We start from the raw sequence: 13,284 nt of genomic DNA on the forward strand, positions 1-13,284 counted from the left end.
TTCTATTTGTGTCTTCATAACCTCAAATATATCATCTTGCTTCGGCTGTCACTCTCCTTTTATTTCCTCAGCATACTTTCTGATACACCACCAAATTATCAAATGACGTCCTAGCGCTTATTAGTTAGCATTAGGATCTAACTCAGTGCCTTGCGTTGGATCATCACTGTCTGGTAGCAGGTCATCATTGTTATCGTCTAATGGGTTTAGATCCGGGTCGATTGGTTCATTAGTAATGACGCTATCGTCTGCATCTACCACGATACCTTCATCACTCATCGTGGTTTCGTCATATACTGTAAACTCAATACGGCGATTTCTGAAACGGCCCTGCTCTGTTGAGTTGTCTGCAATTGGCTCCGACTCACCCATGCCTTTGGTCGTCAGCTTGCTGGCATCGACACCTTGAGATACTAGGTACTCTTTGACTGATTCAGCACGCTCACGTGATAGAGTCATGTTATATTCGTCAGAAGCTTGTGAATCAGTATGACCGATGATCATCAGCTCCATATCAGGTACTTCTTGCAAGATAGTCGCTGCACGATCAAGAAACGGCTTGTTCACTTCCGGTATAAAGGCTTTATCAAGCTCAAAGTTGATAACTTGTAAGCTAAGGGCACGAGCCACATCACGAGGATCAGGGTTTTCACCCAGCTTATCTACTGCTGCCTCTGCCGCTACTAGACTGTCGTCGATTTCACCTTGTAGATCAAGAGGTCCCTCAGCCACTACGGTCATAGCTGGTGCAGCGGCTTGTAAATCGCTGACTAACTTATCTAGCAAGGACTCATCGGCGCTGTTAACGACGATCTCGTCGCCTTTGATGACCATGCTGGCGTTTGGCACGCTTTTAAAAATCGGTAAGATAGTCGCAAGCTGGGCGCTGGCTGGCATATCAGTAGCAAAGCTATTATCAACGTCAGCACGGCACTTACTGGCTTCATCACCAAATGTGTTGTTCATGGCGTTCATCACTGTCGTCTGTAGTGTGTCGTCACCGACATTCATGCGACAGGCATACAAGCTGTTTGCTTCACCAGTAGCGAGACGTAGCGACGCCGGCTCGACATCAGTCGCTGCCATGACTTGGTCTTCCGTAGCGGCCGCTTCTTGCTGCTCGGTCGCAACAGGTGCACCGACGGGCTCAGGGTTTTCTTGACAACCACGTAATAATGCCCAAGCCAGTGCTGCCAGTATAATAAGGCCAATGATAGGCAACAGTGCTTTCATAAAGCTGCCTTTTTCTTCTTCTGTACGCTGTAACGGTGCGGTACTGACAGTATCGGAAATACGCTCGCCAGCGGGCGCAGCGGCAAGCATGCTGGCGGGAACTACAGTGCCAGCCCAGGCGGGTATATGGTGTTGATAATTTTCACGATTATCATTCAAAAACTGCGGCACAGGCGTGGTTCCGGCTAAGCTTTTGATTTCATGAAATGCTAAGGGTGCTGCCATAGCAACCAAGCCACGAGAGGCGTCTGCATCGACATTATGCGCACCTGCAAGCTCACGTGATATTAGGTCTCGATTGGCGCCATCCATCCAGACCCGCTCATAAAACCCTTGATCATCACGAGCGATGTTTTCATTAGAAAAACGGCTGTACGTTTCGTTATCTGCAAGTCGTGCAGCAAAAATAGCATAAAACTGTTCTAGTAGACTTTTCTTTGCAGGCGCACGATCATCACCAAGTACTGCTGGGGTAACCGTGCGTGTTAAATGACCTATAATATCCATAATATAATCTCCTCCACTCAAATGTCAGTACTGGTAGATAACCTCAATATAAAGACTCAAAATCTATCAAGCATCATTAGTACAATAGAAATACGGCACTCGATACTTATTTATTAAGATGGGTATTTGTTAAGACTGGCATCTTGGTTAAATAATTTATTAAATAAAATGAGTGCCTTTATCAAAGTAAGTCTCTATATATAAGTATCTATATAAAGTAAGTCTCTATATTTATCTGTATTTACTGTCGTTATTATAGGAGCGATAGCAAAGGCAGTACAATCAAGCGGCTGTTGTGCAAATGATACAGTAAGTAATGTTTCAGTTGTAACACGTAACAAGCGTAGCGTTAGGCAACTATAAGAAGCGGCTAAATGACACAGCTGGCGCAGACCCAAGTTATCTACAAGCTATCCGGCAGCACGCTACCTTACTCGTTGGGTACGATATCTTCATCTACCGGGCGCTCATTGCGCAGCTGCTCAGCGACGATAGTTGTACGAGCAAGCGCATCAACTTCTGCTGCCGATATAGGACCTGCTGGTACAGGGGGCTGAGTATCATGAATATCATCATCATAGTTTGGTGCTGCTAAGGCAGGATCATCGATGTCGTCGTCTAGTGCTTGATAGGCTTGGCTGTTGTTTTCTTGCGTATCAGATGTCGGCTCGTTATTAGCGTCAGTCATCATTGCTGCTGTATTGAACTCATCATCCAGATCAGGTAAGGCAGACCCTTCGTTGTTATTGTCGGTCACTAGGTCATTGTTTTCGGTGAGTGGCAAAGGCGCTGCTGCGGTAATCGTCACCTGAGGAATCAGCGAGCGCATATCAGTGACCAAACTTTGTAGCAGCTCAGCGTCGGGGGCTTCGAGATTAATGGTGTCATCTTGCAGCTGTAGGCGTGCAAAAGGCACTGAGCGCAGCAGAGTAAAGAGATCAGGTAGCGTCTTGGTATCAATACCGGAGAAACGGGTAGCGACACCTTGTTTTACGGTTAATTCACAGGCGTTTGATTGCTCAGCAAAGCTTACTTCTAAAGCTTGTTTTAGCATGTTTTGCAACGTCACATTACCAACCACAGCCGTACAATGATACAAACTGCCCGTGTTATCAACGGCCACTACCAGCTCAGTAGGCGCAACCGTCTGCTGTACAGGCTCTGCGGTTGCGGTCACTGTCGTAGCGGCATGCTCCATAGCGACAGGCGGCTCTGCTGGGCTACTGGCATTTGGTTGCAGCACTAGTAGCCACACCATACCAATAGCACCCAATAAACCAATCAACAACAGGCCGATAATAATATAGTTGTTTCGTTGCTGGCGAGCGCCGTGCTGATGAGCACTGGTGTCTGTCGGCGTATGTGGCTCACGATACTCTGCTGGATTGACATGAGCGACATCGATACTGTCTTTACTCGTTAAGTCTGACGAGGGCGCTGGCTGCCCTGTGGGTGACATGCTTTCTGGGGGATTATCTGGCACGTCATTTATGGCTGGATCTGAAGCGGTTAAATCCACTGTATCGGTAGTCGCTTGCCTCGTACGGTCATAGGCTGTGCTTTCATCACTATTTATGATCGTCTGACTTGGTGTACTAGAGGTCTCTGAGGCAGGCTCCACAAGCACTGTCTCAGCCCATACAGGTAGATACTGACGGATGCTTGCCTGCTGCGTCTGCAAAAATGCCGGCAGAAACTGCCCCTGCGCTTGGTTTTTAAGCACTTGATAGGTCAACTGTGAGGCATTAACTAATAACTGCTCAGTGGTCGCCGCAGTCACATGATGGGTTGCGGACAGCTCATCAATCAAGCGCTGACGCTGCGCTGGCGACTGCCAAACCTGCTCAAATAGGACAGCGTTTGTATTAGATGTGGCCGATATATCTTGATGGCTACGCAGCAGCTGTGAATACACCATTGGCTGTGCCAAGCGCATGATGAATATGGCATAAAACTGCTCCAATAAGCTGGTCTGCGCCACATTTGTATCATCATCTGCTACTGCTTTGGTGACGGTTTGTTCAAGTTGATTAATGAGCGTCATAAACTTTGTCTTTATGTTTGAGTTGAGTGGTTATTTTAGAGGTGCAAGGTCTGTTTAATAGCATAACAGGTATAATGTGTATGCATATGTAAGCTGCGCTATGATTCAATTGTAATTGTCTTCTAAAGAAATTACGATGAGCTTATCTTGTTTAAATAGCTTGTAGGTATAAGATACCTGGTTTGTTTCAGCATTTAGTGGCTGTAAATGAGCTAAATGCTGTCTATAATTACTGAGTATATGAACCAGAACCACACCTATATCGCTTCGCAACACCAGCGCAGCCTAAGGAATCCTCATTGTTTAACCACACTACCCTTATCATTATTGTCACGGTTATTGTTAGCTTATTGGCATGGCAAAATAAAGCGCTGTTCAATCGGCTGATCTTCTATCCACCGGCAGTGAGTCAAGGCCAATGGTACCGTTTTGTCAGTCATGGTTTTATCCATGCTGATAGTATGCATCTGTTATTTAACATGTTTACGCTATACTTTTTTGGTCGGGCCATTGAAGGTCTGTACCAGCCTTTTCTGGGTGGTTATGGGTTTGTGGTATTTTATTTGTTGGCCATTATCGTGGCGATGATACCAAGCTACCTCAAAAATAAGAACAGTGCCAGTTATTTAAGCCTAGGGGCCTCAGGCGGAGTATCAGCGGTGTTGTTTGCTTTTATACTGCTGGCGCCTTGGGAGACACTTTATTTATTCGCTGTCATTCCCATTCCTGCGATCGTGTTTGCCATTGCTTATGTGGCCTATAGTATTTATGCTGATAAGCGTGGTGGCTCCAATATCAACCATATGGCTCATATGTGGGGCGGTGCGTTTGGGGTGATAGCGACGGTCGCTCTGGAGCCTAGAGTGTTGCCACACTTTATTAATGCGCTGTTTTCACCAGTACTTTAGGATATAGACTCATTTGAACTGGTTTTTTATTACACTTTAGATTTTGATAACGACTTATGATTATAGATATTATTGGTGATGTTCATGGTTATGCAGATAAGCTGATCGGCTTACTCGAGCAGTTGGGTTATGTGCATAACGGCGAGCATTACGTACCACCTGAGGGTCATCGAGCGCTGTTTATCGGCGACCTAATTGACCGAGGCACACAGCAAATCAAGACCCTTGAGATCGTCTTTGCCATGCTAGATGCGGATGTCGCTGATGCTGTGATGGGCAACCACGAATATAATGCCATAGCGTATGCGACACCAGATCCTAACAAGCCAGGGCAATATCTACGTTCACATGACGAAACCCATACCCGTCAGCACGAAACCTTTTTGGCAGAAGTGCCTTTCGGTTCAACACTGCATCAATATTGGATCCAACGTTTTTATGAGATTCCCTTGTGGATTGAGACCGATGAGGCTTGTTTTGTCCATGCTTGCTGGGATGTAGACAGTATGGCGCTACTAAAACCAATGCTCACCGCTGACAACTGTTTGACCCCTCACGCTCTTGAAGTAACTTCCAGAGAGTTCACACCGCCCTTTGACGCTCTAGAGCGAGTGCTAAAAGGCGTAGAGACGCCACTGCCTGAAGGCGTGGTGATGGTCGACAAACAAGGCACGGTACGCAAACGGGTACGAGTGCGTTGGTGGCTCAGTGACCTCAACGAGCGCACCCTGCTGGAGGTGGCCCGTGCACCGTCATCAGCGTTAGCACAGATTCCAATAGATGCCTTGGCAAAAAACATCGACTTTACCCTAAAGACACACAAGCCTATATTTGTCGGTCATTATTGGCTTTTAGGCGAGCCTCAGCCATTGAGCCCACAAGTCATCTGTACCGACTACTCGGCAGCGATGGATAGTGGCTATCTGACGTGTTATCAATTTGATACCAGCAGACCACTACCCCTAACAGCCGAGCGTTTTGTTCAGTATCGCCACGATGAGGTGTCAGACTCAGCCGAGCAATAAAGGAGATAAAATGGTCAAAATCATTGTCGCCATTATGGTTTTGTGATTAAAAAGCAATATTGGCTTTACGAAGACAGCAAAATTTTTGTATGATGGTCTTTTTGAGGATATTGCATCATGAGTACCCCATCGGCGACGACACCACCTAAACCCATCTTCTCTCCTGCCGGACAACCAAAAGTTGGTATCATTATGGGATCACAGTCTGACTGGGCAACCATGAGTGCAGCAGCCCAGCTCCTCGCAGACTTTGATATTGCCTTTGATTGTGAAGTGGTCTCAGCACACCGAACTCCTGACAGATTATTTGAGTATGCAAAAAACGCCAAGGATAACGGCTTGCAGGTCATCATCGCTGGGGCTGGCGGCGCAGCACACTTGCCTGGTATGTGTGCTAGCCAAACGCCGCTGCCCGTCTTTGGTGTCCCCGTAAAGTCATCAATGCTTAGCGGTTGGGATAGCCTACTGTCTATCGTACAGATGCCCAAAGGAGTGGCTGTTGGGACATTAGCGATAGGTACCGCTGGCGCTTATAACGCAGCCCTATTGGCGATTCAGGTACTGGCCTTGCACGATGACGCTATCGCAACTAAGCTCGACACCATGCGTCAAACACAAACGGACACCATCCTTGCCAGCCCAACGCCTGGCATTATCAACAGCTAGCCTTGTTATTCTATATTTATTTCATTATAGGTTTTAATAAAGACAAAATAAGGTGCATACGTTGCACCTTTTCCTATTTTTAATACGATCATTCTCATCCATTTTTAAGTTAAAAGAGTGCTTATCATGACCACAGCCAATGCTTATCCTGTTACTCAAACCATTCGTACCATCGGTATTTTAGGTGGTGGTCAGCTTGGTATGATGCTTGCCCAAGCTGCTCTACCGCTCGGCTATCAGTGTGTGTTTTTAGAAGACAATCCTGATTGCCCAGCCAGTCTGTACGGACAAGTATATCCTAGTGCCCAATTAGATGAGTTCATCGCTACTGCTGACGTCTTTACGCTAGAGTTTGAAAACACCCCGACAGCGACTGTCGAGCAGCTGGCTCGCTTGTCAAAAGCAGGCAACAAACAAGGGATGTTTCCACCACCGATTGCGCTCGATATCGCCCAAGATCGCTTAAAAGAAAAGCAGATGTTTAATGATTTAGATATCGCCACTGTGCCCTATAGAGCAGTGAGTTCTGAAGCTGAACTGCAACACGCTTGTGCTGAGTTGGGGCTACCCATCGTATTAAAGACCAGCCGTGGCGGCTATGACGGCAAAGGTCAATACGTCATCAAAACAGACAGTGAGATTAAAATCGCTTGGCGGGAGCTCAAAGACGCTGTCAGCGGTAAAGGCAGCCTCACACCAACCCCTGCACCGCTTATCGCTGAAGGGTTTATTCGTTTTAGTCGTGAAGTCTCTATCATCGCCGCACGTGTCCAAGACGGCAGTGTTCGGTGTTATGACTTGGTCGAAAACCATCATCACCATGGCATATTAGCCAAGACCCAAGCGCCAGCTGTGGGCACCAGCCATCTCTTTAATCAAGCCAAAGAAGCCATCACCACTATCATGAACCACTTAAACTATGTGGGAGTGATGGCACTTGAGCTTTTCGTGACTAAAGACGAGCGTGGTCATGACTATCTGCTTGCCAACGAGATTGCCCCTCGTGTCCATAATTCAGGACACTGGAGTATAGAAGGGGCGATTACCAGCCAATTTGAAAACCATATTCGGGCGGTGGTGGGCTTGCCTTTAGGCGATACTGACAATATCCATCCAGCGATTATGGTCAACGTACTGGGAGAGTATCCTGACATCAGCACCGTTTTAGCGATCGATGGCGTACACTATCATAGCTACCATAAGGCTGAGCGTGAAGCGCGTAAAATTGCGCACATCACCTTGATGCCCAATGACGTGAGCGACTTAGAGCCTTCAATGGCCAAGCTGATCGCTGTCCTACCCAATAAGGTCGGCTTAGACAAAGAGTATGCGCCTATCGTAAGTCAAGAAAATCTAGAGCAGGCAAATGAGGAAGCCACAGAAGATGCAGCACCGTCTGAGCATACAGCCAAAACCAGTGCGACAGAGGCCAAATCAAAGCAGAAGTCAGATAGCCCTGCGCAGGACCAGTCAGACCATAAAGACAGTCCCTTAGCAAATGAGGCCTCCGACAAGCCACTAAAGACCACACAGGCCAAAAAATAATGCAAATCTGGGTAGATGCTGATTCGGTACCATCAGTTGCTAAAGACTTAATCATCAAGACGGCTGAGCGCACACAGACCGTAGCAATATTTGTCGCCAATCAACCGATCAAGCTACGTAAATCACCCTTACTCATCATGACTGTGGTGCCCGCTGGGTTTGATAAAGCTGATGACTATATTGTTGAGCAGATACAGCCGGGCGATCTGGCCATTACCAGTGACATTCCATTGGCCAATGATATTTTGGATAAAGATGGTCTGGTATTGACCACTCGTGGGGTGATTTATAATAAAGAGAACATCAAACAAAAGCTTAATATGCGAGATTTTATGGATACCATGCGTGGTACTGGTGTCCTAGAGTTGCAGGAAATGAGCGGTCAAAAGCCTTATGGCGATCGGGACAAAAAAGCCTTTGCTGATGGTCTAAATAAGCTGGTACGTTAATCGCTTTATTATAGTCGATACACTCTAAAAATGTCATAGCGCTACTGGGGTGCTTTCTGTTCAAAATATAGGTTGCGCAGCATCGAAGTAACGCAGCACGCAAATAAAATTTATACCAGTAGCGCGTTTAAATCCATAACAGTTTTACATTCAGCTGACTATACTTAATGCTTTGTTGGTTTCCTTGCAAAGCGTATACACTCCATAACCAAACACTATGCAAACGGCACGCTTCATAACGGAGTGTGCCGTTTATTCTTGTTAGTCTATATTCAGTTCATTTAGACAACAATAGGAATAATTATGAAGATTTTAGTCATTGGCGCCAGTGGCCGTGTCGGCATCGATCTGGTCAAGCAGTTATTAGCAGATGATCATCAAGTGATTGGCACCACCCGTCAAGAGGAAAAACTATTTAACGATGACAATTATAGTCAGTTAGATTTAGACATTACCGCTGAAAAAGACGCCATTCAACAGCAAATTGACGCAGATATCGATGCTGTGTATTTTGTGGCAGGCTCTGGCGGCACAGATGTATTGGAAGTGGATCTGCATGGTGCAGTTAAGACCATGCAAGCGGTAGAAGATAAAGGCATCAAACGCTATATTATGTTGAGTACTGTGTTTTCGTTAGACACTAGCAAATGGGACCATCCAGGCATTGCAGACTTAAAAGAATACTATATCTGTAAGCACTATGCTGATCAGTGGTTGGTCCACAATAGCGCTCTGGATTACACCATCGTCCAAGCAGGTGCGCTAAAAGAACGCACAGGTACAGGTAAAATCACCATCAATGACGACAATGCGGGTGAGAACTCGATTGAAGATGTGGCGACTACGTTAGCTGCTGTACTGAATGCGAGCAATACGACTAAAAAAGTCTTTAGCATGCACAATGGTGAGACAACAATCACTGATGCTATCGCAAAATTATAGTAATCAAAAACCTATCATCAACACCCGGTCGCTCTATAATCGTTAAAGGAAAAAACGAGTAAGCCAAGAGGTTTGCTCGTTTTTTTATGGCTGTCTATGAGCCAGACAGCAACGATATAGATCCTCTCAATAAACCCTAAGCCAAGCCACTGGGAAAAGGAATGACTTCTTCTAAGCGGCTAGCGCCTGATATGACCATGAGTAATCTATCAACACCTACAGCGATACCACTACAGGGCATCAGGGCATCAGATGCCGCAAGCAGATGTTCGTCAATAGGCATCTGTGGCAAATCATGTAGCTGACGCAGCTGATTGTCCTGCTCAAAGCGTTCCCTTAAGGCCTGTCCGTCTGCCAGCTCATCATAAGCATTGGCAATCTCAATACCATTGATATATAGCTCAAAGCGCTTGGCGACTTGATTGCCTTCTTTGTCCACTGTCATCTTTGCCAGTGCCGCTGTCGCTGGTGGATACTCGACAATCAACGTCGGCAAATCATGACCCAGGTTTGGCTCTACAGCATGGCTAAATAGCAGATCGAGCCAACTTTGGCGAATGCTCTCTTCGCTCTCTATACTGCGGTTATTGGCATTATTAAAATCAAAGCCAGTCAACCCTTTATCTTCTGCCACTGCTTGCAGCGCTGTCAGGCTAGATGTCAGCGGATGAATACCGACAAAGTCCATAAACGCATCGACATAACGATAATGACTCATGACTACAGGATGACCATACAGTACTGCTAATAGCTCACCAAGCTCAGTTGCCAAATCATCCAAGCCATAATGAGGCTGATACCACTCAAGCATGGTAAATTCAATATTATGACGTACCCCGCTCTCATTATCCCGAAACACAGGACAGATTTGATAGATGGGCACTTGCCAGCTGGCAAGTAAGCGTTTCATAGCAAACTCAGGCGAGGTGTGCAGGTAATAGGTGCATGGTTTGTCTTGATACCTAACCTTTGCAGCGACTGACTGCAAAAAAGTATCGGTATTGCCCGCTTGCGACAATAGCGGCGTCTGCACCTCGAGCACTTGGCGTAGCGCAAAAAACCGACGCATATCAGACAACAGCTGGGCACGCTTTTGTGCCATCGTCAGTGTCATGGTCGGAGCATAGGTGGGCTGAGAAGACGGGGGATTCGCTTGATTCATTATGATTAATCACAACTGTAAAGAAAAAATAGGATTACCGTTGCCACTCACGGCGGAGACGATACTCACGGCGAAGCTTATCAAAGTCAGCACCACTGACTTGACCATCGCTCAGCTTTGCTCGCAGGTCTTTATCGTCTTGTCTGATGTCGTAAAACCTAATCAGGCGCTCTGGATGTGCTTTGAGCTCCGACCACAGATAGGTATTGAGCGGTAGCAACTGATGCATAGATTGAGTGGGCGCTAGAGCCAACTGTTCGCAGAGCGCATCATAAACCATCTGTGTCCCTCTCAGCTTACCCTCAAGGGTATATCCTGCGATATGCGGCGTGGCAAGCGCCAGCTGATTCAATAGCGGCGCAAACACTTGCGGCTCATGCTCAAAGACATCAAGAGCCACTTGCCGTTTGGTTTCTGCGATATCAGAGGTTAGTGCTGCAGCATCGATCACAGGCCCGCGAGCACTATTGATAAGCAAGGTATCTGCTGGCATAGCCGCCAAGGCCGCTTGATCGATCAAATGCCACGTTGGGTAATCGCTGTCATCCTGCTGGGTCAGTGGCACATGCAGGCTGATAGCGTCGCTTTGTGTAATAACCTGCTCAAAGCTGGCGTTATTGATACTCGACTCAGGTAGCAGCGGGTCATAGCCCAGTACCTGCCAGCCCAAATCATGCGCGTACTGGGCAAGCGTACTGCCTATGTTTCCCAGACCGATGATACCGAGCGTCGATGGCTGCTGCCAATACTTAGGCCGTAAAGTCAAAATAGCGGTTAACACATATTGTGCAACTGAATGCTTGCTACAACCAGCGGCATTAGCAAAACGAATATTGCGCTGTATCAGATAGTCTTGATCGATATGATCGGTGCCGATGGTTGCCGATCCGACAAACCGCACACTGTCATTATCTGCTAAAAGACTGGCATTTACTGGCGTCACTGAGCGCACCAATAAAACATCTGGCTGTGCTTTAGCCAGCAGCTGTGCGTCGATGTCACGGCCAGCGACTTTGATGACCGTGACCGTTTGATAAATCTCTTGGCCCAGTGTCTGCGCATTAAAAAAATCGTCCAAACTCGCAATGTTGCTGTCTGCGATAATAGTGAGACTGTTGGGCGTCTCAGATGACTGGTTAGACCAAGCATCAAGAGCCTGCGCAGTCGGTATAGAAGCCTTGTTGACGTTAGACATAATAAGCGCCTCGGTTGATTAGAGCTCGGTAAATAAAAAGCGTAATAAGTGAAAAAAAAGGTCATGATGTCATATTGATTCCAAGACCTATTATAGAGTTTTTTCGACCGTCGATAACCCATCACTTTTTATTTTTTTGTTTTAGGTTGGCCGCTGTGCTCGCCGCTTTGGTGCTTTTGTGAATCATCAAAATCCAAGAGCATTTGATTGTCCGTTACAGCGACTTCTCTGGAGGTAAAAATCTCATCCTTATGCTGAGATATCCACTCACGCCATACGGCCAAAGCAATGGCCAATACCACAGGACCGATAAACAACCCAACAAAGCCAAAAGCAGTCAGACCGCCTAGCACACCGATAAATATAATGATAAAAGGGATTTTGGTGGCGCCGCTGATGACGATAGGACGAATTAGGTTATCCACCCAGCTGATGACCAAAGTACCCCACAGGGCCAGACCAATTCCTTCAGCAGTATGGCCTTGACTCAACAACCAAATGGAGACAGCACCCCATGCAAACGGCGTACCAAAAGGAATTAATGCAATCACAAACGTGGCGATGGTCAGCAATATTGGGCTTGGCGCACCTGAGAAATAATAACCTACCCCTGCCAGTAACGCCTGCGCCAGTGCTGTCAAGCCGATACCATACACCACAGCACGAGTAGTACTACCGACTGAATCAATATAGCCATCGATACGATTGCCAATGACATTTCGCAGCGCCTGACGAATCTGACGCATCAGACTGATGCCATCACGATAAAAGAAAAACAACGTCATCAGCGCCATGCCAAGCTTGGCTAAAGTACTGGCCGCCACATCCAGTGCGACTTTGCCATAATACAAATGCGACTGTATCCACAGACGAAACGCCTCTAGCGTCCCCTCAGGGTTTTGATTGATACGCCACAACGCATCTTTTATTTGCTGACCGATAACCGGCAGCTCTTTTAGTGATTCTGGTACATCCAGATAGCCCGCTTTGATACGATAAACGAGATGACTGAGTAGGTTTAATGCTTCTTGCTGCAAAACAAATAAACCTATCACCAAGGGCACACCTATAATCAAAGAGATACTCACCGTCATAAGCGCTGCGCTAAAATCTGGGCTGAGACGCACTCTTTGATGAAAGAAATTATAAACTGGAAATGTCACATAAGCCAAAATCGCCGCCCACAGTGCCGGCACAATAAAAAACTGCACCACCTGAAAACACAAAATAATCAGTATGGCGAGCAAGGTAATGGCAAGTAAGCGTTGAATGACTAACTCTTTTGTCCAGTTTTCAATCATAGCGTATAAACCAAAAGCTGATAGCAAAGCTCAAACGCACGTTTGCTATAACATATATAAATGAGTGACTATCTTAGGATAATGTCCATAAGCGATAGCCAAAGGTGAAGTTAAGGCGTCATTACTATGTAACATCGAAGACTTTGTCTTATATCATCTCCCAACCATAGCTTATATCCAATCCTCATTGATAGCTATAATTAGCTGATAAACATATCGTTTTAGCAGATTAAACCAACAGACCATTCATACTAGGGCGTGTCCTCATATTAAAAATGGAGATAAAAATGAGATAAATCGCCGTCAA

The 13,284-nt window shown here is 46.4% G+C and carries 11 protein-coding genes; 6 read left to right on the plus strand and 5 right to left on the minus strand.

Going from position 1 to position 13,284, the window contains the following annotated elements; translation table 11 throughout:
* Nucleotides 1–120: 120 nt before the first annotated feature.
* Complete coding sequence (locus J3492_RS10545; RefSeq protein WP_207992013.1) at nucleotides 121–1,740, minus strand: OmpA family protein; 1,620 nt, start codon at nucleotides 1,738–1,740, stop codon at nucleotides 121–123.
* A 430-nt stretch (nucleotides 1,741–2,170) separates the two neighbouring features.
* Nucleotides 2,171–3,784, minus strand: a complete 1,614-nt coding sequence (locus J3492_RS10550; RefSeq protein ID WP_207992014.1) for a hypothetical protein — start codon at nucleotides 3,782–3,784, stop codon at nucleotides 2,171–2,173.
* Between the two features lie 299 nt (nucleotides 3,785–4,083).
* Between J3492_RS10550 and J3492_RS10555 the strand changes: the two genes are divergently transcribed.
* From J3492_RS10555 to J3492_RS10580, 6 genes are all read left to right on the plus strand, one after another.
* The gene (locus tag J3492_RS10555; RefSeq protein WP_207992015.1) at nucleotides 4,084–4,692 is read left to right on the plus strand and encodes a rhomboid family intramembrane serine protease; all 609 of its coding nucleotides are present in this window, start codon (nucleotides 4,084–4,086) and stop codon (nucleotides 4,690–4,692) included.
* A 56-nt stretch (nucleotides 4,693–4,748) separates the two neighbouring features.
* Nucleotides 4,749–5,717 (plus strand): metallophosphoesterase, encoded by a 969-nt coding sequence (locus J3492_RS10560; protein ID WP_207992016.1) that lies wholly within the window; start codon nucleotides 4,749–4,751, stop codon nucleotides 5,715–5,717.
* 117 nt (nucleotides 5,718–5,834) lie between these two features.
* On the plus strand, nucleotides 5,835–6,383 hold the full coding sequence (gene purE, locus J3492_RS10565) for a 5-(carboxyamino)imidazole ribonucleotide mutase (RefSeq protein ID WP_207992017.1): 549 nt from the start codon (nucleotides 5,835–5,837) through the stop codon (nucleotides 6,381–6,383).
* 126 nt (nucleotides 6,384–6,509) lie between these two features.
* Entirely contained in the window at nucleotides 6,510–7,928 is a 1,419-nt protein-coding gene (locus J3492_RS10570; protein ID WP_207992018.1) for a 5-(carboxyamino)imidazole ribonucleotide synthase, read from the plus strand.
* Nucleotides 7,928–8,377 carry a YaiI/YqxD family protein gene (locus J3492_RS10575; RefSeq protein ID WP_207992019.1) on the plus strand — a complete coding sequence of 150 codons (450 nt, stop codon included), beginning with the start codon at nucleotides 7,928–7,930 and terminating at the stop codon, nucleotides 8,375–8,377. Before J3492_RS10570 ends, J3492_RS10575 begins: the two co-directional genes overlap by 1 nt.
* Before the next feature lie 303 nt (nucleotides 8,378–8,680).
* Nucleotides 8,681–9,319 carry an NAD(P)H-binding protein gene (locus J3492_RS10580; RefSeq protein WP_207992020.1) on the plus strand — a complete coding sequence of 213 codons (639 nt, stop codon included), beginning with the start codon at nucleotides 8,681–8,683 and terminating at the stop codon, nucleotides 9,317–9,319.
* A gap of 136 nt (nucleotides 9,320–9,455) precedes the next feature.
* On the opposite strand, the gene epmA is transcribed toward J3492_RS10580, so the two are convergent.
* The 3 genes from epmA to J3492_RS10595 form a co-directional block, all read right to left on the minus strand.
* The gene (gene epmA / locus J3492_RS10585) at nucleotides 9,456–10,481 is read right to left on the minus strand and encodes an EF-P lysine aminoacylase EpmA (protein ID WP_207992021.1); all 1,026 of its coding nucleotides are present in this window, start codon (nucleotides 10,479–10,481) and stop codon (nucleotides 9,456–9,458) included.
* Between the two features lie 34 nt (nucleotides 10,482–10,515).
* Nucleotides 10,516–11,676, minus strand: a complete 1,161-nt coding sequence (locus J3492_RS10590) for a 4-phosphoerythronate dehydrogenase (RefSeq protein ID WP_207992022.1) — start codon at nucleotides 11,674–11,676, stop codon at nucleotides 10,516–10,518.
* Nucleotides 11,677–11,804: 128 nt separating this feature from the next.
* Nucleotides 11,805–12,977, minus strand: coding sequence for an AI-2E family transporter (locus tag J3492_RS10595; protein WP_207992023.1), 1,173 nt, complete (start codon nucleotides 12,975–12,977; stop codon nucleotides 11,805–11,807).
* Between the last annotated feature and the right edge of the window lie 307 nt (nucleotides 12,978–13,284).

This window comes from Psychrobacter coccoides, from assembly GCF_017498085.1.
Lineage (GTDB): Bacteria > Pseudomonadota > Gammaproteobacteria > Pseudomonadales > Moraxellaceae > Psychrobacter > Psychrobacter coccoides.

What these genes read in the sequence shown, in the direction of transcription:
- J3492_RS10590 (WP_207992022.1), bottom strand. Translation starts at nt 11,676, where the DNA reads ATGTCTAACGTCAACAAGGCTTCTATACCGACTGCGCAGGCTCTTGAT.
- J3492_RS10580 (WP_207992020.1), top strand. Translation starts at nt 8,681, where the DNA reads ATGAAGATTTTAGTCATTGGCGCCAGTGGCCGTGTCGGCATCGATCTG.
- J3492_RS10595 (WP_207992023.1), bottom strand. Translation starts at nt 12,977, where the DNA reads ATGATTGAAAACTGGACAAAAGAGTTAGTCATTCAACGCTTACTTGCC.
- purE (WP_207992017.1), top strand. Translation starts at nt 5,835, where the DNA reads ATGAGTACCCCATCGGCGACGACACCACCTAAACCCATCTTCTCTCCT.
- J3492_RS10545 (WP_207992013.1), bottom strand. Translation starts at nt 1,740, where the DNA reads ATGGATATTATAGGTCATTTAACACGCACGGTTACCCCAGCAGTACTT.
- J3492_RS10560 (WP_207992016.1), top strand. Translation starts at nt 4,749, where the DNA reads ATGATTATAGATATTATTGGTGATGTTCATGGTTATGCAGATAAGCTG.
- epmA (WP_207992021.1), bottom strand. Translation starts at nt 10,481, where the DNA reads ATGAATCAAGCGAATCCCCCGTCTTCTCAGCCCACCTATGCTCCGACC.
- J3492_RS10575 (WP_207992019.1), top strand. Translation starts at nt 7,928, where the DNA reads ATGCAAATCTGGGTAGATGCTGATTCGGTACCATCAGTTGCTAAAGAC.
- J3492_RS10570 (WP_207992018.1), top strand. Translation starts at nt 6,510, where the DNA reads ATGACCACAGCCAATGCTTATCCTGTTACTCAAACCATTCGTACCATC.
- J3492_RS10550 (WP_207992014.1), bottom strand. Translation starts at nt 3,784, where the DNA reads ATGACGCTCATTAATCAACTTGAACAAACCGTCACCAAAGCAGTAGCA.